The sequence below is a fragment of the Burkholderia sp. SJZ089 genome (assembly GCF_007828315.1).
In the GTDB taxonomy this organism is placed as follows: domain Bacteria; phylum Pseudomonadota; class Gammaproteobacteria; order Burkholderiales; family Burkholderiaceae; genus Burkholderia; species Burkholderia gladioli.
The window spans coordinates 549,945-573,047 of the sequence record NZ_VIUM01000002.1 but is presented as its reverse complement, the minus strand read 5'-3'; the positions used below and the strand labels follow the sequence as shown (position 1 = coordinate 573,047).

Genomic DNA, 23,103 nt, shown 5'->3' with positions numbered 1-23,103 from the left:
GCATCCTCATCGAGGTCGGTGAATCGACGCCCCCGGGCGGCTTCAGCGCAGTCGCGTCTTGCGCTGCACCGCGCTGATGCCCGCATAAGGCGGCAGCGTCTCGACGCGCTTGCCGATCGCCTTCGCATACACCGGCATCCAGTCGCCGAGCCGCTTGAGCAGGTCCTGCCGGCGGCGCTTGTCGTAAGGGTGGGCGTAGATGAAGCCGTGCGCGCGATCGCCGCGCGTGGCGGCGGCGAGCTTGTCCCACAGCGTGATGGCCGCGCGCGGATCGAAGCCGGCGCGCGCCGCGATGTCGCCGCCGATCACGTCGGCCTCGGTCTCGTCGGTGGGCCCGTAGCGCAGCGCGGCGAGCCGCTGGGCAATGTCGGGCAGCGCCGGCAGCGGCTCGGTCAGGCCGTACAGCGAGGAGATTGGATTGGCACCGAGCGTGGCGGCCACCCGCATGTCGCCGAGCCCCTCGCGCGCGTGCTCGCGCAGCGCATGCGCCATCTCGTGGGCGAGCAGCACCCCCCATTCGTTGTCGTTGAGCCTGAGCCGGTCGAGCAGCCCGCTGTCGACCAGCAGCTTGCCGCCCGGCAGGCCGACGATGCGCGTGCCGCGCGAGCGCACCACGTTGAGCTCCCAGTGCCAGCCCTTGACGCGATCGTTCCATTTCACCGCATAGGGCGCGAGCCGGTCGACGAAGCCGCGCAGCCGTCGCACGCGCGCGTTGTCGGCTGGCAGCAGCGTGTGCGATTGCGCGGCGGCCTGCACCATCTGGCGGTATTGCGCGGTGGTGATCTGTTCCAGGACCGGCGAGGGGATCAGGTTGCGGAACGCGAAGGCATTGCCGTATTGCACGCCGGGCTGGGCCGGCGCGTAGCCGGCGGCATGCTGGGGCGCGGCGGTGGGCGCTGCCGACGGTGCCGCGGCGGCCGCCTCGCTGGCCGCCAGCACCGGCGCGGCACAGGCCAGCAGCAAGCCGGCGGCGGCCGTGCCGAGGACTTTCGCGAACTCAGCCGGCACGAGCCGCCTCGTCCTGCGCGCGGCCGCTGCCCCAGGGCGCGACCTTGAACAGCAGCAGCATGCCCGGGATGCCGAGCGCGGCGCAGACCAGGAAGTAGTCGAACCAGCCGATCTTCGCCACGATGAAGCCGCTGGAGGCCGAGGCCAGCGTGCGCGGCACCGAGGCCAGGCTGGTGAACAGCGCGAACTGGGTGGCGGTGTAGCGCGGGTCGGTGGTGCTGGCGATATAGGCCGTGAAGGCCGCCAGCGTGAGCCCGGTGGAGAAGGTCTCGAAGCCGTACACGCCCGCCATCAGCACCGGGTCGGGGCCGGCCTCGGCCAGCCAGGCGAAACCGAGCGTGGAGGCGATCTGTATCAGGCCGAAGATCCACAGCCCGCGCGCGATGCCGATCTTGACCAGCCAGATGCCGCCGAGGATGCCGCCGGCCAGGCTGGCCCAGAACGCGGTGGTCTTGGCCAGCACGCCGATCTGGGTCTTGTTGAAGCCGATGTCGAGGAAGAACGAGGTGGACAGCGTGGTGGCCATCACGTCGCCGAGCTTGTAGACGAAGATGAAACCGAGCACCAGCAGCGCGTTGCGCCAGCCGCCGCGCGCGAGGAATTCGCGGAACGGCAGGATCACCGCGTCGCGCAAATTCTTGGGCGGCGCGCCGTGCATCTCGGGCTCGCGCACCAGCAGCGTCATCGCGATGCCGGGCAGCATGAAGGCGGCCGTCACCATGAACACGAGGGTCCAGGGCAGGTGGTCGGAGAGGATCAGCGACAGCGAACCCGGCACCAGCGCGGCGATCTTGTAGGCGTTCACGTGCACCGCGTTGCCGAGCCCCTGCTCGGTGTCGCGCAGCAGCTCGCGCCGGTAGGCGTCGATCACGATGTCGGAGCTCGCGCCGAACAGGGCCACCAGGGTGGTCAGCGCCGCCACGGTCCAGATCGAGTCGCGCGGCGAGACGAAGCCCAGGGTGGCGATCGCCGCGGCCACCAGCAACTGGGTGACGAACATCCAGCCGCGCCGGCGGCCCGGGCGCCAGCCCGGCAGGCGCGGCACGTAGCGGTCCATCAGCGGCGCCCAGAGGAATTTCCACGTATAGGGAAACTGGATCAGCGCGAACAGGCCGATTTCCTTCAGATTGACCCCTTCCGAACGCAGCCAGGCCTGCACCAGGTAGACCAGCGTGAACAACGGCAATCCCGAGGTGAAGCCGAGGAACACGCAGATCAGCATGCGCGTGTTCAGGAAGGCTCGCCAGCCGGGATGTGCGTCGTGCGCGGCCAGCGCGGGTGCGTCGTGCTGCTCGGGAGCGGTCATGAAGGGTCGTCAGGGATGGCTTCGCTTGACGCGATAGACAGCAAGACTACCACGCCAGTTCGCGCCCCAACGGACCGGCTGGCCGCCGTGCAGCACGGCCCGATCGAGGATCTCGATGCCCACCTCGGGCGCCAGCGCCTCGAAATCCTTGATGGTCAGCACCCGCACGTTGGGGGTGTTGTGCCACTGGTAGGGCAGCGATTTCGACACCGGCATGCGCCCGCGCAGCACCGACAGACGGTGCGCCCAGTAGCCGAAGTTCGGGAACGAGACGATGCACTCGCGGCCCACGCGCACCGTCTCGCGCAGGATCGCCGCGGTCTGGTGGATGGTCTGCAGGGTCTGCGAGAGGATCGCGAAATCGAAGCTCTGGTCCTCGAACAGGCGCATCCCGTCCTCGAGGTTCTGCTGGATCACGTTGACGCCGTTCTTCACGCAGCCGAGCACGCCCGCGTCGTTGATCTCGATGCCGTAGCCGGTCACCTCGAGCTCCTCGGCCAGCAGCGCGAGCAGCGAGCCGTCGGCGCAGCCGAGGTCGAGCACGGTCGAGCGCGGCTCGACCCAGCGCGCGATGGCGCGGAAGTCCGGCCGCGCGGACAGCATCGTCAGGGCCTGCTGGTTCATGCTCCCACCTCCACGGCGATACGTTCGTAATAGGCGCGCACCACGTTGTGGTAGCGCGCGTCGTCGAGCAGGAACGCGTCGTGGCCATGCGGCGCGTCGATCTCGGCGTAGCTGACCTGGCGGCGGTTGTCGAGCAGGGCCTTGACCAGCTCGCGCGAGCGCGCCGGCGCGAAGCGCCAGTCGGTCATGAAGCTGGCCACCAGGTACTTGGCTTTCGTCTTCGCCAGCGCGGCGGTGAGGTTGCCGTCGTAGGCCTTGGCCGGATCGAAGTAGTCGAGCGCGCGGGTGATCAGCAGGTAGGTGTTGGCGTCGAAGTACTCGGCGAACTTGTCGCCCTGGTAGCGCAGGTAGGACTCCACCTCGAACTCGACGTCGAAATTGAAGTTGTAGGCGTCGAGCGCGCCGTCGGCGCGGCGCAGCGCGCGGCCGAATTTCTCGGCCATGTCGTCGTCGGACAGGTAGGTGATGTGGCCGATCATGCGCGCCACGCGCAGGCCGCGGCGCGGGATCACCTGGTGCGCGTAGTAGTTGCCGCCGTGGAAGTCGGGATCGGACAGGATCGCCGAGCGCGCCACCTCGTTGAAGGCGATGTTCTGCGCCGAGAGCTTGGGCGTGGAGGCGATCACCATGCAGTGCGCCACGCGATCCGGGTACATCAGGCTCCAGGCCAGCGCCTGCATGCCGCCCAGGCTGCCGCCCATCACCGCGGCGAAGCGCTCGATGCCGAACGCGTCGGCCACGCGCGCCTGCGCGTTGACCCAGTCCTCCACCGTCACCACCGGGAAGCGCGCGCCATAGGGCGTGCCGGTGGCCGGGTCCAGGCTCATCGGGCCGGTCGAGCCGAAGCAGGAGCCCAGGTTGTTCACGCCGATCACGAAGAAGCGGTTGGTGTCGAGCGGCTTGCCCGGGCCCACCATGTTGTCCCACCAGCCGGTGCTGCGCGGATCGTCCGCGTAGATGCCGGCCACGTGATGCGAGGCGTTGAGTGCGTGACAGACCAGCACCGCGTTCGAGCGCGCGGCGTTCAGCTCGCCGTAGGTCTCGACGACGAGCTGGTAGTTGCCGAGCACGCTGCCGCTTTGCAGCCGCAGCGGTTCGGCGAAATGCATGGTCTGAGGAGCGACGATGCCGATCGATTCCATTCGTTCCGCCTTGTTGACTGGGCGGCTAAACGGTGTCGGCGATGCGCGGAGTCGAAGTTGCGCGGCTGACGACCTCTTTAGCCGCATTTGTAGTGAACCCGCGGTGTTCCGGTGGGTTCGCGCGCCCGCAATCGAGTCAGCAAATCGGCGCGTTCTTCGGGTGTCGTCGCGCCCAGGGCGGCGACGAGCCGGGCAAAGTATAGCGGAAATCGGCGCGGCGGTTGCGCGCGGGCGGGACAGGGCAGGGCGGGTGGCCTCCCGCCCGCGGCCTCAGCGCAGGATCAGCTGCAGCTGGATGTCGGCCTGCTCGGCGGGCGACTTCGTGAAGCCGCTGCGCGCGTAGCGATGCCAGCGGCCCAGCACGTGGGTGACCAGCAGGTTGGCGCGCAGGGCCGGGTCGTAGCCGGCCGGCTGGAGCGGCGTGCCGGCCTCGCCGGCGGCGCCTGCCGCGTCCGTCGGGCGGCGGGTCGGCTGCTCGCCGTCGCCGTCGTCCCTGGCCGCCAGCGCGAGGCGCAGGCACTGCCGCACCGAGGCCTCGACGCGCTCGAGCATGCGGTCCACGCGCTCGCCGAGCCGCTCGTGCTCGCCGACCAGCGCCTCGCCGGTCAGCACCCGCGTCATGCCGGGGTTGCGGGCCGCGAAGTTCAGCAGCATCAGCCCGATCGCGCGCGCCTGCAGCACGCCGTCGGGCTCCTTTTCGAGGATCTGGTTGATCAGGCCGAAGATGGTGGTCTCGATGAACTCGATCAGGCCTTCGAACATCTGCGCCTTGCTGGCGAAATGCCGGTACAGCGCCGCCTCCGAGATCTCCAGCCGGGCCGCCAGCGCCGCGGTGGTGATCTTCTCGCGCTTGGGCGCCTCCAGCATCGCCGCCAGGGTCTGCAGGATCAGCACCCGGCGCTCGCCCGGCCTGGGCCGCGCGCGGCCGCGCGGCGCGGCGGCCCCGGTGGTGCCCGGGCTGCCGTCGGCGGTGGTCTCGTCGTCGTTCAAGGCCGCGTGGCGCGGTTCAGTCGGCTGCATTTCTGTCGCCCCGATCGTGTGCTCAGTCGCAGCGATTGTAGCGAAGCAATACGACGATCGACATAGTGCGGCCGTCCCGCGCGCGGCTGATGGTCGGGCAGGTGCCCGGTGATCCAGATGGTGCGGATGCCCAGGCGCTTGTAGCGCTTCAGGTGCGAGCGCGTGTCCTCCACCAGGATCGCGTCGGCCAGCGCCACCCGGGCGTCGCGCATCGCGCGGCGCAGCATGGTGGCGTCGGGCTTGGCGCGCCAGGCGCGGCGGTCGCGCATCTGCTCGATCGCGATCACGCGCTCGAAGTGCCGCTCGATGCCGAGCTCGGCCAGCACCGCGCGCGCATAGACCTCGGGCGCGTTGGTCAGGATCAGCTTGCGCCCGGGCAGCGCGGCCAGGCGGCGCGCCAGCCCGCGCTCGGCGCGCAGCATCGAGGGCAGGTCCTCGAAGGTGTGGACCACCTTCAGGAAATCGTGCGGATCGACCGGGTGATGGCGCGCCAGGCCCAGCAGGGCGGCGCCGTAGCGCTGCGTGTAGTCGGTGCGCAGATGGTCGGCACGGGCCCGGTCGACCTGCAGCGTGTCGATGATGTACTGCGTCATCGCCGTGTTGATCGCCGGGAAGACCGCGTGCGAGGCGTGGTGGAGCGTGTTGTCGAGGTCGAACAGCCAGACCGGGCGGCCGGCCAGGGGGCGCCGGCGGCGGGGGCGGCGCGCGCCCATGTCGGCGCCGGGGCCGCTGGCGGCCGGCGCGGCGGGCCGGGAGTCCGCCGGCCCGCCGGCGGCGCGCGGGGCCGTGGAGCCCGCGCGGCGGGGAATGCGCCCGCTCAATGCGAGCGGATCATCGTGCCGAACGGCTGCTCGGTGAGGATCTCGAGCAGCACCGAGTGCTCGATGCGGCCGTCGACGATGTGCACCGACTTCACGCCGCTCTTGGCCGCGTCCAGCGCCGAGGAGATCTTCGGCAGCATGCCGCCCGAGATCGTGCCGTCCTCGAACAGCGCGTCGATCTCGCGCGCCGAGAGGTCGGTCAGCAGGTTGCCTTCCTTGTCCATCACGCCGGGGATGTTCGTCATCATGACGAGCTTCTCGGCGTTCAGCACGGTGGCCAGCTTGCCGGCCACCAGGTCGGCGTTGATGTTGTACGACAGGCCGTCCTCGCCGAAGCCGATCGGCGAGATCACCGGGATGAAGGCGTCGTCCTGCAGCGCCTTGACCACCGCCGGGTTGATCGCCTCGACCTCGCCCACCTGGCCGATGTCGATGTACTGACCCGGATTGTCGCGATCCGGCATCATCAGCTTGCGCGCGTGGATCAGGCCGCCGTCCTTGCCCGTGAGGCCCACCGCCTGGCCGCCGAAATGGTTGATCAGGGTGACGATGTCCTGCTGCACCTCGCCGCCGAGCACCCACTCCACCACTTCCATGGTTTCCTCGTCGGTGACGCGCATGCCCTGGATGAAGGTGCCCTGCTTGCCGATCTTCTTGAGGGCGGTGTCGATCTGCGGGCCGCCGCCGTGGACGATCACCGGGTTGATGCCGACCAGCTTCAGCAGGATCACGTCGCGCGCGAAGCCCTGCTTGAGGCGCTCTTCCGTCATCGCGTTGCCGCCGTATTTGATCACCACGGTCTTGCCGTGATAGCGACGGATGTACGGCAGCGCTTCCGCGAGGATTTCGGCTTTCAGCGTGGGAGCGATCTGCGAGAGGTCGATGGGATCGGACATGGCTCGGACTCGGGTTCGGGGCGGTTGAAACGTGAAGCGGGACGGCGAAACACGGCGAATTGTACACAACTGGCGCAGTGCAGCATGCGGTTTTTGGGCATTTTCGGCCATTCGGGGGAAGCTTGCGCCAGCCCTGTTTCGACGCGGTTTTTATGCGACAAAAGGGCGCGATCGGCAGGGCGCCGCTGAGGCAATCGCGCGTCGGCGCGCTATGCTTGTCGGATTGTTCCCCAGCCATCCGCGCGACGATGCCACGACCCGCCGCAACCGCCGTTCCAGCCAGCCGCAGCGCGCGGCGCGCCTGCTCGGGCGCCTGCCCGAACTGCGGCGCCGCGTTCGACTGCGGCGCGCCGCAGGCGGGTTCGGCGGCTGGCGCTTCGGCCGGTGCCGAGCCGTTCGTCTGCTGGTGCGCGGCGCTGCCGCCGCTGCGGCCTGCGGCCGATGCGACGGCGGGTTCGGCCCAGGCGGCTCAGTCGCCCCAGGCGAGCGGCGCCTGCCTCTGTCCCGAATGCCTGGCCGCCGCGCTTGCCGAGCAGGCCGTCCGCGCCGCCGGCATGCCCGCCGCGCCGCTCGAGGAGAAGCCGGCCGCTCCCGCCCCACGGAGTAAACTGCGCCGATGATGATGCAACGAATCACCACCACCGGCCGCGTCAACCTCGGCAACCTGTTCTGGCTGCGCACGCTCGCGATCATCGGCCAGCTCGTCACGATCGCGGTCGCCCAGGTGTTCTTCGGCGCCAACCTGCCGCTGCCCGCCATGCTCAGCGTGATCGCGCTGGAGGTGGTGTTCAACGCGCTGACCTGGCTGCGCGTGCTGCGCGCCCGCCCCGAAACCAACTTCGAACTGATGGGCCAGCTGTGGGTCGACATCGGCGCGCTCTCGGCCCTGCTGTTCCTCTCGGGCGGCACCACCAATCCCTTCGTCTCGCTCTACCTGCCCTCGCTGGCGATCGCGGCCGCGGTGCTGCCCTGGCACCTGATGGTCTGGCTGGCGGCCTTCTCGGTGGCCTGCTATTTCGCGCTCGGCTTCAATTCGGTGCCGCTCAACCTCGACAATCCCGCCAACCTGTTCGACTACTACCGCGCCGGCCAGGGCGTGAACTTCCTGGTCTCGGTCGGCCTGATCGCCTGGTTCGTGGCGCGCATGTCGAATGCGCTGCGCCAGCGCGACGCCGCGCTCGGCGAGGCGCAGCAGCGCCTGCTGCGCGACGAGCGGGCGGTCGCGCTGGGCGTGCAGGCGGCCACCGTGGCGCACGAGATGGGCACCCCGCTGTCGACCATCGCGATGCTGACCGAGGAGCTGCGCGACGCGGCGCGAGACGATCCGGGCCTGGCGCGCTACGACGCCGATCTCAAGGTGCTCGACGAGCAGATGACGCAATGCACCTCGGCGCTGGCGCGGCTGCGCAGCCGCGCCTCGGGGCCGGCCGCGCGCGAGAGCCTGGCCACCTGGCTCGACACCTTCGGCCGTCACTGGCGGCTGCGCCATCCGCATGTCGAGTTCGAGCAGATCGGCGCGGGGCCGGCCGGCCTGGAACTCGAGGATACCGTCGCGGTCGGCCAGATCCTCACCATCCTGCTCGACAACGCGGCACGCGCGAGCCGCGATCGCGTGACCCTGCAGGCGCGGCTCGCGCGGCAGGGCGAGCGCGACACGATCGTGTTCGAGGTGGTCGACAACGGCCCCGGCATCCCGCCCGCGCTGCGCGAATCGCTCGGCACCGCGCCGGTCGACAGCACCCAGGGCGGCCATGGCGTCGGCCTCTACCTGGCCTTCAGCGCGGCTTCGCGGCTGGGCGGCACGATCGAGCTGGCCGACGCCGCGCCGCGCGGCACGCGCGCCCTGCTGCGGCTGCCCGTGACGCGCCAGGCCGCGAGCGCGGACCCATCGGCGGGGCTGATCGCCTGAGCGGCCCGCCCGTGCCGCCTCGCCCCGCCACCGCTTAACCATACGCTGACCCGAAGGAGAAAACGATGAGCGACAACCACTTCCTCGTCATCGACGACAACGAGGTATTTGCCGGCACGCTGGCGCGGGGCCTCGAGCGTCGCGGCTATCTCGTCCAGCAGGCGCATACGCGCGATGCGGCGCTGAAGCTCGCGAGCGCGTCGAAATTCGAGTTCATCACGGTCGACCTGCATCTCGGCGAGGATTCGGGGCTGTCGCTGATCGCGCCGCTCTGCGACCTGCAGCCCGATGCGCGGATCCTGGTGCTGACCGGCTACGCGAGCATCGCCACCGCCGTGCAGGCGGTCAAGGACGGCGCCGACAACTACCTGTCCAAGCCCGCCAACGTGGAATCGATCCTCGCCGCGCTGCAGACCAACGCCAGCGAGGTGCAGGCCGAGGACGCGCTGGAGAACCCGGTGGTGCTGTCGGTCGACCGGCTCGAATGGGAGCACATCCAGCGCGTGCTGGCCGAGAACAACAACAACATCTCGGCGACGGCGCGCGCGCTGAACATGCATCGGCGCACGCTGCAGCGCAAGCTGGCCAAGCGGCCGGTGCGGCAGTAAGCGGCCGGCGCCGGCGGTAGCGCCGGCGCGGCGCATGAAAAAAGGGCGGCCCGCTCGACGCGGGTCCGCCCTTTTTTTCATTCCTGCGGCGTTTTTTACAGCACGTAGCGCGACAGGTCCTCGTCCTTCGAGACCTCGCCGAGCGCGCGGTCGACATAGGCCGCGTCGATCGTCACCGCCTCGCCGGCGTGATTGCCGGCCGCGAACGAGACGTCCTCGAGCAGCTTCTCGATCACGGTATAGAGGCGGCGCGCGCCGATGTTCTCGGTCTTCTCGTTGACCGAGAAGGCGATCTCGGCGAGGCGCCGGATGCCGTCATCGGCGAACTCGAGCTGCACGTCCTCGGTGGCGAGCAGCGCCTGGTACTGCTTGACCAGGCTCGCGTCGGTGGCCACCAGGATCGACTCGAAATCCTTCACCGACAGCGAATCGAGTTCGACGCGGATCGGGAAGCGCCCCTGCAGCTCGGGGATCAGGTCGCTCGGCTTGGACAGGTGGAAGGCGCCGCTGGCGATGAACAGGATGTGGTCGGTCTTGATCATCCCGTACTTGGTGTTGACCGTGGTGCCCTCGACCAGCGGCAGCAGATCGCGCTGCACGCCCTGCCGCGACACTTCCCCGCCGCCGCCCTCGTTGTTGCGCGAGGCGATCTTGTCGATCTCGTCGAGGAACACGATGCCGTTCTGCTCGACGTTCTGCACCGCGCGCGTCTTCACTTCCTCGTCGTTGAGCAGCTTGGCGGCTTCCTCGTCGCTCAGCAGCTTCAGCGCTTCCTTGATCTTGACCTTGCGGCGCGTCTTCTTGCCGCCGCCGATGTTCGAGAACATCGAGCGGATCTGCTCGGTCATCTCTTCCATGCCCGGCGGCGCCATGATGTCCATGCCGGCCTGCGGCTGCTCGATGTCGAGCTCGACCTCCTTGTCGTCGAGCGCGCCCTCGCGCAGGCGCTTGCGGAAGGTCTGGCGCGTGGCGTTGTTGTCGTCGTTGGCGGTCTCGCTGTTCGAGCCGAAGCCCACCGCGCGCGGCTGCGGCAGCAGGATGTCGAGGATCCGGTCCTCGGCCTGGTCCTGGGCCTTCGAGCGCACCTTGCGCATTTCCGATTCGCGGGTCTGCTTGACGGCGATCTCGATCAGGTCGCGCACGATGCTGTCGACGTCGCGCCCCACGTAGCCGACCTCGGTGAACTTGGTGGCCTCGATCTTGATGAAGGGCGCGTCGGCCAGCTTGGCCAGGCGCCGCGCGATCTCGGTCTTGCCGACGCCGGTCGGCCCGATCATCAGGATGTTCTTGGGGGTGATTTCCTGGCGCAGCGGCTCGGCCACCTGCTGGCGGCGCCAGCGATTGCGCAGCGCGACGGCCACCGCCTTCTTCGCCTTGTGCTGGCCGATGATGTGCTTGTCGAGTTCCGAGACGATCTCGGCAGGGGTCATGGTGCTCATGTCGGCGTCCTTACTCGATCGTTTCGATGATGTGGCTGTGGTTCGTGTAGATGCACATGTCGCCGGCGATGGTGAGCGCCTTCTTGACGATCTCGCCCGGCGACAGCTCGGTGTTCTCGGCCAGCGCGCGCGCGGCCGCCTGCGCGTAGGAGCCGCCCGAGCCGATCGCGCAGATCCCGCCTTCCGGGTCGAGCACGTCGCCGTTGCCGGTGATCACCAGGGTGGTGGTCTTGTCGGCCGTGATCAGCATCGCCTCCAGCCGGCGCAGCATGCGATCGGTGCGCCAGTCCTTGGCGAGTTCGACGGCGGCGCGCGTCAGGTTGCCCTGGTGTTTCTCGAGCTTGGCCTCGAAACGGTCGAGGAGCGAGAAGGCGTCGGCCGTGCCGCCGGCGAAGCCGACCAGCACCTGGTTGTTGTAGATGCGGCGCACCTTGCGCGCGCCGCCCTTCATGACGATATTGCCGAGCGTGACCTGGCCGTCGCCGCCGAGCGCGACCTGCTCGCCGCGGCGCACGGAGACGATCGTCGTGCCGTGATATTGCTCCATCTGCGTTCCTTCAGAGAATCCGGGGAGGACGCGGGGGTGCGGGGCACCGCCGCCCTGGCGACGCGCGGCGCGGCCGCCGGGGCGCACCGCGCGTATTGCAGACATGTTAGGGCAGCCGAGGCGATATCAAGAGCGGAAATGCCCGGAGCGGGGCGGCACGGGCGCCGGCGGCCGGGGCCGCGGGCAGGCGCAAGGCAGGCCGGGCAAGGGGGGCGGCCCGAAAAACAAAAAGCGCGCGGCAAGCCGCGCGCTCTGTCGAAGCAGCGTGAGGTGGCGCGGGAAGCGGCCGCGCCGGGCGGATCAGTCGCCGAACAGCTTCTGGCGCAGCTCGCGGCGCTCCTGGGCTTCCAGCGAGAGGGTGGCCGTCGGACGCGCGATCAGGCGCGGAATGCCGATCGGTTCGCCGGTTTCCTCGCACCAGCCGTAATCGCCGGAATCGATGCGCGCGAGCGACTGCTGGACCTTCTTGAGCAGCTTGCGCTCGCGGTCGCGCGTGCGCAGCTCGAGCGCGTGTTCCTCTTCGATCGTCGCGCGATCGGCAGGATCCGGCACGATCACCGTTTCACGCAGGTTCTCGGTCGTCTGGCCCGCATTGCGGAGGATTTCCGCCTGCAGCTGTTCGAGCCGATTTTTGAAGAACGCGAGCTGATCGTCATTCATGTAATCCTTCTCGCTCATCTTCAGGATTTCGGCTTCGGTCAAGAGTTTGTTCGTCATCTGCTTGCTTCTTCAATGTGCGGCAAATCGCGAGATATTGCCCGCACTTTGGGATTACCCGCAACGGCCTTTGTCATGGTTTGCCAATCATTTGCCGTTGTCGGGGCCGAAAGCCTCCGGTACCGTTAGCCCGGTACCCCTGGTCCGGCCCGCTCGCGCCGTGACGCGATCCGCGGCGCTTCCCGCGCCCGGCCCGAAGCCGGCCTGCGGGGGCGATGCCGGTGTTGCCCGGCGAGTCATGCAAGAACCGGGCCTGTTACTGCCGCCATCCAGTGGGCACGTATTGTAACTGAATCGCTTCGCCGCTCCGCATCAGGGAATTCCACCGCCGTGCCGCCCCGATATCCTAAAAATATAACCTGCAAAGCGCGAAAAAGCGATGACGGGATCAAATCGCGTGCCTGCCCGGCCGGTGCGGCGCCAACCGAAGGATGCGCGAGGCGGGAACAAGGGCGGCGAAGGGATGGCGGCAGGCTGGCCGGCGAGCGGGAGGTGGCCTGGAATCGGCCAGGGATCAGCCGCGAAAGCGGGCGGCGCCGATGCGCCAAACGGTCGGCGCGAGCGCGGCGCGGGCGACCTGCGCGGGTGACCAGGTTACGCGGCGCGAAGCCGCCGCGGCACGGGCCGGACCCGCCGCGCGCGGCGGCAGGCCCGGCCCGGCCCGGCGCGATCAGGCGAGGCAGGCGTCGAGGCCGTCGGTGATCAGGTCCTGCGGCAGGTCGATGCCGATGAAGACCATCTTGTTGGTCTTCTTCTCGATCGGCATCCACTTGCCGGCCAGGTCGCTGCCCATCATCTGGTGCACGCCCTGGAACACCACCTTGCGGTCCACGCCCTTCATGTAGAGCACGCCCTTGTAGCGCAGCAGCCGCTCGCCGTAGATCTGCAGGATGCCGCCGAGGAAGTCCTCGAGCTTGGTCGGATCGAAGGGGCGGTCGTTGCGATAGACGAAGGACTTGATCTTGTCGTCGTGGTGCGCGTGGTGATGGTGGTGGCCGTGACCATGCTCGTGGTCGTGCTCGCAATGGCCGTGGTCGTGATCGCAGTGCGCATGGTCGCCGTGGTCGTGGCCGTGTCCATGGCCGTGATGGGCGTGGTCGTGCTCGTCCTCGACCAGGAAATCCGGATCGATCTCGAGCTTGGCGTTCAGGTTGAAGCCGCGCAGGTCGAAGATTTCCTTGATGTCGGCCTGGCCGAAATCGACCTGGCGGATCGCCGCCTTCGGGTTCATGTGCATCAGGCGGTGCTTGAGCGAGGCCAGCGCCGCCTCGTCGACCAGGTCGGCCTTGGTGATGAACAGGCGGTCGGCGAAACCGACCTGGCGCTGCACCACCTCGTGCTCGTCGAGCTGGGCGTTGGCGTGCTTGGCGTCGACCAGGGTGATGATCGCGTCGAGCAGGAAATCGTCGGCGATCTGGCTGTCGATGAAGAAGGTCTGCGCCACCGGGCCGGGGTTCGCCAGGCCGGTGGTCTCGATCACCACGCGGTCGAAGTCGAGCTTGCCCTCGCGCTTGCGCGCGGCCAGGTCCTCCAGCGCGCGGGCCAGGTCGCCGCGGATCGTGCAGCAGATGCAGCCGTTGCTCATCTGGATGATCTGCTCGTTGCTGTCCTGCACGAGGATCTCGTTGTCGATGTTCTCTTCGCCGAACTCGTTCTCGATCACGGCGATCTTCATGCCGTGCTGTTCGTTCAGGATGCGCTTGAGCAGGGTGGTCTTGCCGCTGCCGAGGAAGCCGGTGAGGATGGTGACTGGGGTGGCCATGTCGATCGCCTTGGTTCGTGAAACGGGGTCAAAACTGCCGGAATCTGGGTGCCGCGCCGGCCTGCCGGCGCGCACGCGGAACCACCTATTGAAACATAGTTGTCAAGCGCCCGCGCCCCGGCCGTTCGGCCGGGGCGCGTCGCGGCAATCCCAGATCGGGGCGCTCAGGCGATTTGCAACAGCAGGCCCTTCAGGTATTCGCCTTCCGGGAAGGCCGTCAGCAGCGGGTGGTCGACGCCCGCGCCGAGCCGCTTGAGGATGCGCGCGTCGACGCGCGCGTCGGCCGCCGCGCCGGCCACGATCTTCTGGAACAGGTCCATGTCGATCGCGCCCGAGCACGAATAGGTAAACAGCAGGCCGCCCGGGCGCAGCAGGCGGAAGCCGCTCAGGTTGATGTCCTTGTAGGCGCGCGCGGCGCGATCGACGTGCTCGCGGGCCGGCGCGAACTTGGGCGGATCGAGCACCACCAGGTCGAAGCGCTCGCCCTCGTCGGCCAGGCGCCGCAGGGTCTTGAACGCATCGGCGTCGAGCCAGCTGGCGCGGGCCGGGTCCAGGCCGTTGGCGGCCACGTTGCGTTGCGCGAGCGCCAGCGCGTCGCCCGAGGAGTCGATCGACACCACGCGGCGGGCGCCGCCGGCCAGCGCGGCCAGCGAGAAGCCGCCGGTGTAGCAGAAGCAGTTCAGCACCTCGCGCTCGCGCGCGAGCTGGCCGACCAGGGCGCGGTTGTCGCGCTGGTCGACGTAGAAGCCGGTCTTGTGGCCGTTGGGCACGTCGACGTGGTAGCGCACGCCGTTCTCCCGGGCGATCAGCGTCGGCGGCGGCGCGTCGCCGGCCAGCACGCCGGTGACCTGCTCCAGGCCTTCCTTCTGGCGGATCGACACGTCCGAGCGCTCGTAGACGTTCGGGCAGCCGGTGGCCGCCGCGAGCGCCGCGACGATCGCCTCCTTCCAGGCCTCCACGCCGGCCGCCATGAACTGGCAGACCAGCTGGCCGCGGCGCTCGGCCGAGGGCGGGGTGGCCGCGGGCGACTGGCCGACAGGCAGCTCGGCCGGCAGGCCGTCGGCCACGTAGTAGTCGACGATCAGGCCCGGCAGGCCGTCGGCCTCGCCGAACACCAGCCGCACCGCCTCGGTGTCGCTCACCATCGCCTGGCGATGGGCCACCGCGCGCTGCACGCGGCGCTTGAAGAAGGCGTGGTCGATCGGCTCGGCCTCGTCGAAGCTCCAGACGCGCACGCGGATCTGCGATTCCGGGCTGAACGCGCCGCGCGCCAGGAAGCGGCCGTCGTGCGAGCGCACCAGCACGGTGGCGCCGGCGGCGGGCTTGCCGTCGACGCGCTCGATCGCATTGGCATAGATCCAGGGATGGCGGCGCAGCAGGGATTTGTCTTTCGACGGCTTGAGCGTAACGGTATGCATGTCGGTATCGAATCGGGCCGCGTGGGGCACGCGGCGGGGCAAGGAGGGCGCGGCGCGCGTCAGTCGCGCTTTTTCGCGCGCGGATGCGCGCTGTCGTAGATGCGCGCGAGATGCTGGAAGTCGAGCGAGGTATAGACCTGGGTGGCCGAGATGCTGGCGTGGCCGAGCAGCTCCTGCACCGCGCGCAGGTCGCCGCTGGACTGCAGCACGTGGGTGGCGAACGAATGGCGCAGCACGTGCGGATGGACGTTGGCGGGAATGCCGGCCACCAGGGCGGCGCGCTTGACGCGCTCGCGCACCACGCCGGGCGACATGCGCTTGCCGCGCACCGAGAGGAACAGCGGATGCGGATCGGCGCGCACCCAGCCCGCGCGTACCGCGAGCCAGGCGTCGAGCGCCTCGAGCGCCTTGCGCCCGACCGGCACCTTGCGTTCCTTGCCGCCCTTGCCGAGCACGCTGACCTCGGCCTGCTCGCGGTCCAGCCAGCTCGCCGAGCGGTAGCCGTCGGCCTGTGTGTAGTGCACGTCGAGGCCGACCAGCTCGGCCAGGCGCAGGCCGGAGGAATAGAACAGCTCGAGGATCGCGTGGTCGCGCAGGCCCTCGGGCGTATCCGGGAACGGCGACTCCATCAGCGTGTTGGCATCGTCCACCGACAGCGCCTTGGGCAAGGTCTTCGCCCGCTTGGGCGCGCGCACCGTGGCCACCGGGTTGGCCGGCATCTCCACGCGCAGCGCGTACCAGCGGTAGAAGGCACGCCAGGCCGACAGTCGGTGCGCGATCGAGCGCGCCGACAGGCCGCCCGCATGCGCGCGCGCCACCGCGCCGCGCATGTCGGCCGCGCCCAGGCTCGCCAGCGGGCGGCCGTCGGCGAACGCGAGCAACGCGTCGAGTTCGTGCGCGTAGCCGCGCAGCGTGTGTTCCGAGAGCTGCCTGACGTGCTGCAGGTACGACAGGTAGGCAGCGATCGGATCGTCGGTCATGGCGCGCTCGTTCAGTGCGGCAGCAGGCGCGTGAGCGCGGCGCTGGCCAGCGCGCCGATGCGCGTCAGGAAATCGGTGCCCATGCCGTCGTGGAAGCGGCGCGGGTCGGGCGAGCCGAGCACCAGCAGGCCGAAGGTGGGGGCGCCTTCCCCGGCCTCGGGGGCGCGCAGCGCGATCAGCGCGATCGATTCGGCCGCGCCCGAGGGCCGGGCGCCGGCCTCTGCCGCCTCGGCGCCGTCTGCCAGGGCCGCGGCCGGCTGCGCCTCGACCGGCGCCAGCCATTGCGCCGCCTCGAAGCCCGAGTTCGCGCCGCAATAGGGCGTGGCCAGGCTGTTGGCGAACAGCCGTACTTCCTCGCCGACGTTGCGTGCGAATTCGGCCTGCGCGTAGCTATCGGCGACGTCCCAGATCCGCAGCGCCGTCTGCGGCACGTCGAACACCTCGGCCAGCCCGCCCGCGATCGCGCGCGGCAGCGCATGCGCGTCGCGCTCGGCGATCACGCGCGCGATCCAGTGGTTGAACTTGGTCGACAGGCCGTCGTTCTCGTGGCCGTAGCGCAGCAGCTCGGCGAGCCGCCGCTCGAGCAGCTTGTTCTTGTCGCGCAGCATCTCCATCTGCCGTTCCTGCAGGGAGATCGCGGCCTTGCCGTGCGGGTTCGCGAGCTTGACCGAGGCGAGCAGCTCCGCGTGGCGCGCGAAGAATTCGGGGTTGGCCAGCAGGTAGTCGGCGACGTCGCGTTCGTTCATAAGGCGTCAGGGTTCCGGTGCGCTTGGGGTTCGGGGGCGTGGCGGTCAGTCGGCCAGTTCAATGGCGCCGTCGAACACGGTGACGGCGGGGCCTGCCATGTAGAGCGGCGCGGCCTGGTCGCGCGCGCCGTCCCAGTGGATCGTCAGGGTGCCGCCGTGGGTCTGGACGGCCACCGGCGAATCGAGCAGGCCGCGCCGGATCCCGGCCGCGACCGCGGCGCAGGCGCCGGTGCCGCAGGCGAGCGTCTCGCCGGCGCCGCGCTCGTAGACGCGCAGCTTCACCTCACGGCGCGAGACGATCTGCAGGAAGCCGGCATTGACGCGCTGCGGGAAGCGCGCGTGGCGTTCGATCACCGGACCGTCTTCCAGCACCGCGAAGGCCTCGGCGTCGTCGACCAGCTGCACCGCGTGCGGATTGCCCATCGAGACCACCGAGATCCAGCGCGTCGCGCCGTTGACCTCGAGCGGGTAGACGGTATCGGCGCCGTCGCGGCGGCCCTCAAGACCGGCCGCGTCGAACGGCACGCGGGCCGGCTCGAACACGGGCGAGCCCATGTCGACCACCACCTCGCCGTTGTCCTGCATGCTCAGCGTGATCACACCGTGCTTGACCTGCACGCGCACCGTGGTCTTGTCCGTCAGGCCCTTGTCGCGCACGAACTTCACGAAGCAGCGCGCGCCGTTGCCGCAATGCTCGACCTCGCCGCCGTCGCAATTGAAGATCCGGTACTTGAAATCGACGCCGTCGAGGCTCGGCCGCTCGACCAGCAGCAGTTGGTCGGCGCCGATGCCGAAATGGCGATCGGCGAGCGTACGCACGCGCTCGGGCGTGAGGCCGAGATCGCCGGCGGTGCCGTCGAGCACGACGAAGTCGTTGCCGGCGCCTTGCATCTTGGTGAACGGAAGTTTCACGGTGTTCCAGGTTTGCCTGTCGAAACGGGACTGGGTGGGCCTGGGCGGCCCCGCCGCGCGGTTCGCGAACACGCGCGCCAGCCTGAGCGTGAATGATACATGGAGTGCCGGCCGGCAATGGGGGGCGGGGTGGACGCGAGGGACGGCGCGGCCTTTTCGCGGCGACGCCTGGCCGGATGGCCAGCGCGCAGGGGGTGAGCGATTACGAGATGGCTGGACACGCACAATGGCCGCTCTTGGCCGTTGACTGGGGACCATGGCGTTGCGTATAGTGTGGCTGCTCGCTGCACACGCGGCCTGGACAGATTCCTTCGTTTCCCGATGAATGGCCGCCGGCGATGGCGCCGGCACGGACATAGATCGGGAGGTCCATGATCAAGTCGTGGCGTCACCAGGGTCTCGAAGCGTTTTTCCTTTACGGCAGCAAGGCAGGTATTCGGCCCGACCATGCATCGCGGCTTCGGCGTCAGTTGATGCGCCTCGATATCGCCTGTTGCGCGCGGGACATGAATCTCGCCGGGTGGCGGCTGCATGCGCTCGGCGGCGAGCTGGGCGGGTATTTCTCCGTCAGGGTCAGCGGCAACTGGCGGCTGATCTTCGCATTCGACGGCGAGGACGCGATCCTCGTCGACTACCTGGACTATCACTGACCGACAGGGTTCGCGACATGACGCGCATTTCCAATCCACCGCATCCCGGCGAAACGCTGCGCGAAGACGTGCTGCCCGCGCTCGGCCTGACCGTCACCGAGGCCGCGGCCCAGCTGGGCGTGACGCGGGCCGCGCTGTCGCGCGTGCTCAACGGCCGGGCCGCGATCTCGCCGGAGATGGCCTTGCGCATCGAGGGCTGGCTCGGCATCGAGAACGGCGGCCGGGCCGATCTCTGGCTCGCCGAGCAACTCGCCTACGATCTGGCGCAGGCTCGCGCCAAAGGCATGCCCAAGGTGATTCGGGCTCGCGCCTGAGCCCTGGCCCGCGGCGCGGGGCAACCCCAAACGAAGAAGGCCGGGATTGCCCATCCCGGCCTTCTTGCCTTGCCCAGCCGATTCGTCCGACCAGCGCGGGGTCGTGCCCCGTCGCGCGCGACGCTCAATAGAACCCCGGCTCGCCCGGCGGCCGCGTCTTGAAGCGCTTGTGCACCCAGTAGTACTGCTCCGGCAGCAGCGGGATCTGCTCCTCCAGGAAGGCGTTCATGCGACGCGCGTCGAGATCGTCGTCGCCGGTCGGGTAGTGATCCCAGGGCTTGAACACGCGCAGGCGATACCCCTTGTAGTTCGGCAGCACCTCGCCGATGAAGGGCACCACCTGCGCGCGCCCGGTCTTGGCCAGCCGGCCCACGGCCGTCAGCGTGCAGGTAGGAATCCCGAAGAAGGGCACGAAGGTGGAATTGCGCACGCCGTAGTCCATGTCGGCGCCGAGCATCACCGGCTTGCGGTCGCGCAGCCAGCGCAGCACGATGCGCGCGCTGTCGGCGCGGCTCGCCATCTCGGCGTCGAAGCGGCCGCGCGCGCGCTTGGCCTCGGCTTCCAGCAGCGGGTTCGAGAATGGTTGGTACAACGAACCGCAGGTGCGTTGCAGCGAGCGGTTCAGCCAGATCGAGCCGGCCTCGATGCCGACGAAATGCAGGCCCAGGAACAGCGTGGGCGGCAGGTCCGGATCGGTCAGGTCGATCGCGCTGTCCACCTCGATCAGCCTGGCGAGCTTCTTCTCCGAGCCGAACCATTGCACGCTGCGCTCGACGTAGCTGCGAATCGCATGACGGAAGTGCCGGCCGGCGATTTCCTCGCGCCGCGCCTCGCTCCACTCGGGAAAGCAGAGTTTCAGATTCGTATGTACGATGCGTTTTCTCCGGCTCGGGATGCGATAGAGCAGCCAGCCGAGACCATCGCCGAAGCGGGCCGTCACGCCATAGGGAAGCAGCGCGAACAGCTTGAGCAGCAGCAACGCGAATTGCGTTCCCAGGCGCGCTAGCATGCGCGACCCCGCGCTGCCGCGGCGGCGCGAAAGGCCGGCGAATAAAGAAATGAATTCAGAATGAGGATCGGCGGAAACACCACGGCGCTCTTGTGTGACAAAGGGAGAAAGCCGATATAATACGGGCTTCGCCGAGTTAACTGACAACTTGCGGGGCGAAGCCGGACGGGTCTACAGGCTCATCCGGATCAAAGGAATCCGCTAAAGCGTCGCCACTTCAACAAGCAACCGAAGCTGGCTACGTGAATGCAACCGTAACCACCAAGGAGCTTGAACAAAGTGGCAAACGACTTCTTCTTCACGTCCGAATCCGTTTCCGAAGGCCATCCGGACAAGGTCGCCGACCAAATCTCCGACGCGATCCTCGACGCCATCCTCGCGCAAGACAAATACTCCCGCGTTGCCGCCGAAACGCTGTGCAACACGGGGCTGGTCGTGCTCGCGGGTGAAATCACCACCACCGCGAACATCGACTACATCCAGATCGCGCGCGATACGATCCGTCGCATTGGTTACGACAACACCGACTTCGGCATCGACTACAAGGGCTGCGCGGTGCTGGTCGCCTACGACAAGCAATCGCCGGACATCGCGCAGGGCGTGGACCGCGCGCACGACAACAACCTCGACCAGGGCGCGGGCGACCAGGGCCTGATGTTCGGTTACGCGTGCGATGAAACGCCGGAACTGATGCCGCTGCCGATCTACCTGTCGCACCGCCTGGTCGAGCGCCAGGCCAACCTGCGCCGCGACGGCCGCCTGCCCTGGCTGCGCCCGGATGCGAAGTCGCAGGTCACGGTCCGCTACGTCGACGGCAAGCCGCACGCGATCGACACCGTGGTGCTGTCGACGCAGCACGCGCCGGACATCGACCTGCCGCAACTGCGCGAAGCCGTGATCGAGGAGATCATCAAGCCGACGCTGCCGGCCGAGCTGATCAAGGGCGACATCAAGTTCCTGGTCAATCCGACCGGCCGTTTCGTGATCGGTGGCCCGCAAGGCGATTGCGGCCTGACCGGCCGCAAGATCATCGTCGACACCTACGGCGGTGCCGCCCCGCACGGCGGCGGCGCGTTCTCGGGCAAGGATCCGTCCAAGGTCGACCGTTCGGCCGCCTACGCGGGCCGCTACGTCGCCAAGAACATCGTCGCCGCGGGCCTGGCCTCGCGCGCGCTGATCCAGGTTTCCTACGCGATCGGCGTGGCGGAACCGACCTCGGTGATGGTCAACACCTTCGGCACCGGCAAGGTGTCGGACGACACGATCACCAAGCTGGTTCGCGAGCATTTCGACCTGCGTCCGAAGGGCATCGTGCAGATGCTGGACCTGCTGCGCCCGATCTACGAGAAGACCGCCGCCTACGGCCACTTCGGCCGCGCCGAGCCGGAATTCACCTGGGAAGCGACCGACAAGGCGCTCGCGCTGGCCGAAGCGGCCGGCGTCGAACCGGCTGTCGCGGTCTGAGCGTTGTGCTCCGCCGTCCGTGACGGCAGATGAAAAAACCCCGGCCCGGCCGGGGTTTTTTATTGCCCATCACGGGTGCGGACGAGGGCGCGAATGAGGGGCGCGGGCAACAGGGCAGGAACACGCCCGCCGCCACGACGACAATCGGTATGAGGAATGCCGCGCAGGCGGCATGCCCGGCGGCTGCCCGGGCCGTCGGCCCGGAACCGTGCTTCAGCGTGCGCCGAACGCGAACCAGCCGGCGCTGGCCGACAGGCGGCGCGGGCGATTCACGCGCCGGCGCGGGCCGTTGGCGCGGCGCAGCGTGAGCAGGCGCAGTGAGGAGGGCTTGCGCAGCAGCGCGGGCAGGCCGAGGCGGCGCTCGCTCGCGTGGGCGCGCATGGTGGCCAGGAACGCGTGCAGCCAACTGCGCAGGCCGCCCAGGCGCGGCGCGGCCTGCGTGATCGCGCGGTTCGCCAGCGCGCGCGTGCGGGCGTGATGGTGGCGCAGCGCGCGCACGATCCGGCGGGGTTCGAGCGGGGCGAGACGCTTGGCGGCGCGGTTCAGGCGGGAGGTGAGACTGAAGGACATGTCGGTGTGACTTGGCTCGTAAAAGTGCCGGATCGGCTGCGCGCAGTCGCGCGACCGGCTTCCGACACCTGAGTGGATGGGCCCCAGGCAAGGTGCCGCTGCATGGTAGCGGATGCCAAAATAGGCCGCGCCGGTCGAAATGACAGGCGCCGCCAGCCTACCGGCGATCCGTGACGCCCAGAAGTCGAGACAACCCTGATTCCGGCCCAAGGACGGCGCGGCACGCGCATCGCCGGGTTAGTCGCCCGGGCCGCGCGACAGTTCCGCGCTCCGGCGCCCCGCCATGCTGCCGCGCAAGCCGGCCCGACATATCCCTGTCGCCGACAATGCCGGGTTCCGGATCAATCCCCGCCGTCTTACAATCATCGATTCATAAAAACGACGTCGAGCCACCCATGTCCTCACCGCAGTCCGAGATGATTCGCGCGCAAATCGCCGACTTGCGCGAGCACGGTTACGTGATCGCCCGGGGGCTGGTCGCGCCCGAGACCTGCGCGGCGCTGAAGGCCGTCGCTGAGCGGCAGCTGCGGGAGGCCGCCGAGCCGCTCGAGTTCGAGGCCGACCTGCGCTACCCGGGCGCCCCCGAATCGAAGGACGCGCCGGGCGGGCGCACCGTGCGGCGCCTGCTCGATGCCCACTCGCGCGCGCCCGAGTTCGCCCAGCGTGCCACCGCCCCCGAGATCGCCGCCTGGATGCAGGCCTACTTCGGCGAGGCGACGCTGCTCTCGCGCGTGCACCACAACTGCATGATGACCAAGCACCCGATGTACGGCAGCCTGACCGGCTGGCATCGCGATTTCCGCTACTGGGCCTTCGAGCGCGCCGACCTGGTTTCGGTATGGCTCGCGGTGGGCGCCGAGACGAATACCAACGGCGCGCTGTGGCTGGTGCCGGGTTCGCACACGGCGGAGTTCGGCGCCGAGGCCTTCGACGAGGCGAAGTTCTTCCGCGGCGACCTGCCGGCCAATCGCGCGTTGATCGATCGCGCGGTCTGCCCCGAGCTGAACCCCGGCGACGTGGTGTTCTTCCACTGCAACACGCTGCATTCGGCCGGGCAGAATCGCAGCGACCAGGTGAAGTTCTCGCTGGTCTACACCTATCACGCCGAAAGCAATCGCCCGCTGCCGGGCTCGCGCTCGGCCTCGAAGCCCGACGTGCGGCTCTGAGGCGCGAGCCGGCGACAGGCTCCATGCGAAAACGGGCGGCCGATCCAGGATCGGTCGCCCGTTTTTCGTTTCGAC

At 69.0% G+C, this 23,103-nt stretch carries 24 protein-coding genes; 7 read left to right on the top strand and 17 right to left on the bottom strand.

Annotated features, from left to right (window positions below):
* Positions 1-42 precede the first annotated feature (42 nt).
* From FB600_RS05670 to argB, 7 genes are all read right to left on the bottom strand, one after another.
* Positions 43-1,008, bottom strand: a complete 966-nt coding sequence (locus tag FB600_RS05670; protein ID WP_096750029.1) for a M48 family metallopeptidase — start codon at positions 1,006-1,008, stop codon at positions 43-45.
* Positions 998-2,314: an AmpG family muropeptide MFS transporter gene (locus FB600_RS05665; protein WP_145756349.1), complete on the bottom strand. Its 1,317-nt coding sequence runs from the start codon at positions 2,312-2,314 to the stop codon at positions 998-1,000. The genes FB600_RS05670 and FB600_RS05665 overlap by 11 nt, the downstream gene beginning before the upstream one ends.
* A 9-nt stretch (positions 2,315-2,323) precedes the next feature.
* On the bottom strand, positions 2,324-2,938 hold the full coding sequence (gene metW, locus FB600_RS05660) for a methionine biosynthesis protein MetW (protein WP_013699723.1): 615 nt from the start codon (positions 2,936-2,938) through the stop codon (positions 2,324-2,326).
* Positions 2,935-4,080, bottom strand: a complete 1,146-nt coding sequence (locus tag FB600_RS05655) for a homoserine O-acetyltransferase (protein WP_013699722.1) — start codon at positions 4,078-4,080, stop codon at positions 2,935-2,937. Before FB600_RS05655 ends, metW begins: the two co-directional genes overlap by 4 nt.
* 270 nt (positions 4,081-4,350) lie before the next feature.
* Positions 4,351-5,100, bottom strand: coding sequence for a nucleoid occlusion factor SlmA (gene slmA, locus FB600_RS05650; RefSeq protein WP_096750031.1), 750 nt, complete (start codon positions 5,098-5,100; stop codon positions 4,351-4,353).
* Positions 5,067-5,813, bottom strand: coding sequence for a pyrimidine 5'-nucleotidase (locus FB600_RS05645; protein WP_105820186.1), 747 nt, complete (start codon positions 5,811-5,813; stop codon positions 5,067-5,069). The genes slmA and FB600_RS05645 overlap by 34 nt, the downstream gene beginning before the upstream one ends.
* A 104-nt stretch (positions 5,814-5,917) precedes the next feature.
* Positions 5,918-6,817, bottom strand: coding sequence for an acetylglutamate kinase (gene argB / locus FB600_RS05640; protein WP_013699719.1), 900 nt, complete (start codon positions 6,815-6,817; stop codon positions 5,918-5,920).
* Positions 6,818-7,065: 248 nt separating this feature from the next.
* Between argB and FB600_RS05630 the strand changes: the two genes are divergently transcribed.
* The 3 genes from FB600_RS05630 to FB600_RS05620 all read left to right on the top strand — a co-directional run bounded on the left by FB600_RS05630 (position 7,066) and on the right by FB600_RS05620 (position 9,334).
* Positions 7,066-7,437 (top strand): cysteine-rich CWC family protein, encoded by a 372-nt coding sequence (locus FB600_RS05630; RefSeq protein ID WP_096750033.1) that lies wholly within the window; start codon positions 7,066-7,068, stop codon positions 7,435-7,437.
* Positions 7,438-7,439: 2 nt separating this feature from the next.
* Positions 7,440-8,726: an ATP-binding protein gene (locus tag FB600_RS05625; RefSeq protein WP_036052934.1), complete on the top strand. Its 1,287-nt coding sequence runs from the start codon at positions 7,440-7,442 to the stop codon at positions 8,724-8,726.
* Between the two features lie 65 nt (positions 8,727-8,791).
* The gene (locus tag FB600_RS05620) at positions 8,792-9,334 is read left to right on the top strand and encodes a response regulator transcription factor (protein WP_013699716.1); all 543 of its coding nucleotides are present in this window, start codon (positions 8,792-8,794) and stop codon (positions 9,332-9,334) included.
* A 95-nt stretch (positions 9,335-9,429) separates the two neighbouring features.
* On the opposite strand, the gene hslU is transcribed toward FB600_RS05620, so the two are convergent.
* The 8 genes from hslU to dapF form a co-directional block, all read right to left on the bottom strand.
* The gene (hslU, locus tag FB600_RS05615) at positions 9,430-10,773 is read right to left on the bottom strand and encodes an ATP-dependent protease ATPase subunit HslU (protein ID WP_013699715.1); all 1,344 of its coding nucleotides are present in this window, start codon (positions 10,771-10,773) and stop codon (positions 9,430-9,432) included.
* 10 nt (positions 10,774-10,783) lie between these two features.
* On the bottom strand, positions 10,784-11,320 hold the full coding sequence (hslV, locus tag FB600_RS05610; protein WP_013699714.1) for an ATP-dependent protease subunit HslV: 537 nt from the start codon (positions 11,318-11,320) through the stop codon (positions 10,784-10,786).
* A gap of 300 nt (positions 11,321-11,620) precedes the next feature.
* Positions 11,621-12,037 carry an RNA polymerase-binding protein DksA gene (gene dksA, locus FB600_RS05605; RefSeq protein ID WP_013699713.1) on the bottom strand — a complete coding sequence of 139 codons (417 nt, stop codon included), beginning with the start codon at positions 12,035-12,037 and terminating at the stop codon, positions 11,621-11,623.
* 670 nt (positions 12,038-12,707) lie between these two features.
* Positions 12,708-13,799: a CobW family GTP-binding protein gene (locus FB600_RS05600; protein ID WP_096750034.1), complete on the bottom strand. Its 1,092-nt coding sequence runs from the start codon at positions 13,797-13,799 to the stop codon at positions 12,708-12,710.
* 164 nt (positions 13,800-13,963) lie between these two features.
* Complete coding sequence (locus tag FB600_RS05595) at positions 13,964-15,217, bottom strand: class I SAM-dependent rRNA methyltransferase (protein WP_096750035.1); 1,254 nt, start codon at positions 15,215-15,217, stop codon at positions 13,964-13,966.
* A gap of 59 nt (positions 15,218-15,276) precedes the next feature.
* Positions 15,277-16,197 carry a tyrosine recombinase XerC gene (gene xerC / locus FB600_RS05590; RefSeq protein WP_036048839.1) on the bottom strand — a complete coding sequence of 307 codons (921 nt, stop codon included), beginning with the start codon at positions 16,195-16,197 and terminating at the stop codon, positions 15,277-15,279.
* A gap of 11 nt (positions 16,198-16,208) precedes the next feature.
* Positions 16,209-16,943, bottom strand: a complete 735-nt coding sequence (locus FB600_RS05585) for a DUF484 family protein (protein ID WP_096750036.1) — start codon at positions 16,941-16,943, stop codon at positions 16,209-16,211.
* Positions 16,944-16,988: 45 nt separating this feature from the next.
* Positions 16,989-17,855 (bottom strand): diaminopimelate epimerase, encoded by an 867-nt coding sequence (gene dapF, locus FB600_RS05580; protein WP_096750697.1) that lies wholly within the window; start codon positions 17,853-17,855, stop codon positions 16,989-16,991.
* A 371-nt stretch (positions 17,856-18,226) separates the two neighbouring features.
* Between dapF and FB600_RS05575 the strand changes: the two genes are divergently transcribed.
* Both FB600_RS05575 and FB600_RS05570 read left to right on the top strand, forming a co-directional pair.
* A complete protein-coding gene (locus tag FB600_RS05575) occupies positions 18,227-18,505 on the top strand; it encodes a type II toxin-antitoxin system RelE/ParE family toxin (RefSeq protein ID WP_096750037.1) in 279 nt (92 codons plus the stop codon).
* Positions 18,439-18,819 (top strand): HigA family addiction module antitoxin, encoded by a 381-nt coding sequence (locus tag FB600_RS05570; RefSeq protein ID WP_325176287.1) that lies wholly within the window; start codon positions 18,439-18,441, stop codon positions 18,817-18,819. The genes FB600_RS05575 and FB600_RS05570 overlap by 67 nt, the downstream gene beginning before the upstream one ends.
* Before the next feature lie 124 nt (positions 18,820-18,943).
* Here FB600_RS05570 and FB600_RS05565 read toward each other — a convergent pair whose 3' ends face one another.
* Positions 18,944-19,828, bottom strand: coding sequence for a lipid A biosynthesis lauroyl acyltransferase (locus FB600_RS05565; RefSeq protein ID WP_013699705.1), 885 nt, complete (start codon positions 19,826-19,828; stop codon positions 18,944-18,946).
* Between the two features lie 279 nt (positions 19,829-20,107).
* Between FB600_RS05565 and metK the strand changes: the two genes are divergently transcribed.
* On the top strand, positions 20,108-21,292 hold the full coding sequence (gene metK / locus FB600_RS05560) for a methionine adenosyltransferase (RefSeq protein ID WP_013699704.1): 1,185 nt from the start codon (positions 20,108-20,110) through the stop codon (positions 21,290-21,292).
* A gap of 213 nt (positions 21,293-21,505) precedes the next feature.
* On the opposite strand, the gene FB600_RS05555 is transcribed toward metK, so the two are convergent.
* Positions 21,506-21,862: a hypothetical protein gene (locus tag FB600_RS05555; RefSeq protein WP_096750038.1), complete on the bottom strand. Its 357-nt coding sequence runs from the start codon at positions 21,860-21,862 to the stop codon at positions 21,506-21,508.
* A 326-nt stretch (positions 21,863-22,188) separates the two neighbouring features.
* On the opposite strand from FB600_RS05555, the gene FB600_RS05550 reads away from it, so the two are divergent.
* Entirely contained in the window at positions 22,189-23,028 is an 840-nt protein-coding gene (locus tag FB600_RS05550) for a phytanoyl-CoA dioxygenase family protein (protein WP_227742906.1), read from the top strand.
* Positions 23,029-23,103 lie beyond the last annotated feature (75 nt).

Excerpts from the sequence above, each read along its gene's own strand:
- slmA (WP_096750031.1), bottom strand. The coding sequence starts at position 5,100 with ATGCAGCCGACTGAACCGCGCCACGCGGCCTTGAACGACGACGAGACC.
- FB600_RS05645 (WP_105820186.1), bottom strand. The coding sequence starts at position 5,813 with ATGGGCGCGCGCCGCCCCCGCCGCCGGCGCCCCCTGGCCGGCCGCCCG.
- FB600_RS05665 (WP_145756349.1), bottom strand. The coding sequence starts at position 2,314 with ATGACCGCTCCCGAGCAGCACGACGCACCCGCGCTGGCCGCGCACGAC.
- FB600_RS05550 (WP_227742906.1), top strand. The coding sequence starts at position 22,189 with ATGCCGGGTTCCGGATCAATCCCCGCCGTCTTACAATCATCGATTCAT.
- hslV (WP_013699714.1), bottom strand. The coding sequence starts at position 11,320 with ATGGAGCAATATCACGGCACGACGATCGTCTCCGTGCGCCGCGGCGAG.
- FB600_RS05620 (WP_013699716.1), top strand. The coding sequence starts at position 8,792 with ATGAGCGACAACCACTTCCTCGTCATCGACGACAACGAGGTATTTGCC.
- dksA (WP_013699713.1), bottom strand. The coding sequence starts at position 12,037 with ATGACGAACAAACTCTTGACCGAAGCCGAAATCCTGAAGATGAGCGAG.
- xerC (WP_036048839.1), bottom strand. The coding sequence starts at position 16,197 with ATGACCGACGATCCGATCGCTGCCTACCTGTCGTACCTGCAGCACGTC.
- hslU (WP_013699715.1), bottom strand. The coding sequence starts at position 10,773 with ATGAGCACCATGACCCCTGCCGAGATCGTCTCGGAACTCGACAAGCAC.
- FB600_RS05575 (WP_096750037.1), top strand. The coding sequence starts at position 18,227 with ATGATCAAGTCGTGGCGTCACCAGGGTCTCGAAGCGTTTTTCCTTTAC.
- FB600_RS05600 (WP_096750034.1), bottom strand. The coding sequence starts at position 13,799 with ATGGCCACCCCAGTCACCATCCTCACCGGCTTCCTCGGCAGCGGCAAG.
- FB600_RS05630 (WP_096750033.1), top strand. The coding sequence starts at position 7,066 with ATGCCACGACCCGCCGCAACCGCCGTTCCAGCCAGCCGCAGCGCGCGG.
- metW (WP_013699723.1), bottom strand. The coding sequence starts at position 2,938 with ATGAACCAGCAGGCCCTGACGATGCTGTCCGCGCGGCCGGACTTCCGC.
- FB600_RS05565 (WP_013699705.1), bottom strand. The coding sequence starts at position 19,828 with ATGCTAGCGCGCCTGGGAACGCAATTCGCGTTGCTGCTGCTCAAGCTG.
- FB600_RS05595 (WP_096750035.1), bottom strand. The coding sequence starts at position 15,217 with ATGCATACCGTTACGCTCAAGCCGTCGAAAGACAAATCCCTGCTGCGC.
- FB600_RS05585 (WP_096750036.1), bottom strand. The coding sequence starts at position 16,943 with ATGAACGAACGCGACGTCGCCGACTACCTGCTGGCCAACCCCGAATTC.
- FB600_RS05625 (WP_036052934.1), top strand. The coding sequence starts at position 7,440 with ATGCAACGAATCACCACCACCGGCCGCGTCAACCTCGGCAACCTGTTC.
- FB600_RS05655 (WP_013699722.1), bottom strand. The coding sequence starts at position 4,080 with ATGGAATCGATCGGCATCGTCGCTCCTCAGACCATGCATTTCGCCGAA.
- argB (WP_013699719.1), bottom strand. The coding sequence starts at position 6,817 with ATGTCCGATCCCATCGACCTCTCGCAGATCGCTCCCACGCTGAAAGCC.
- FB600_RS05555 (WP_096750038.1), bottom strand. The coding sequence starts at position 21,862 with ATGTCCTTCAGTCTCACCTCCCGCCTGAACCGCGCCGCCAAGCGTCTC.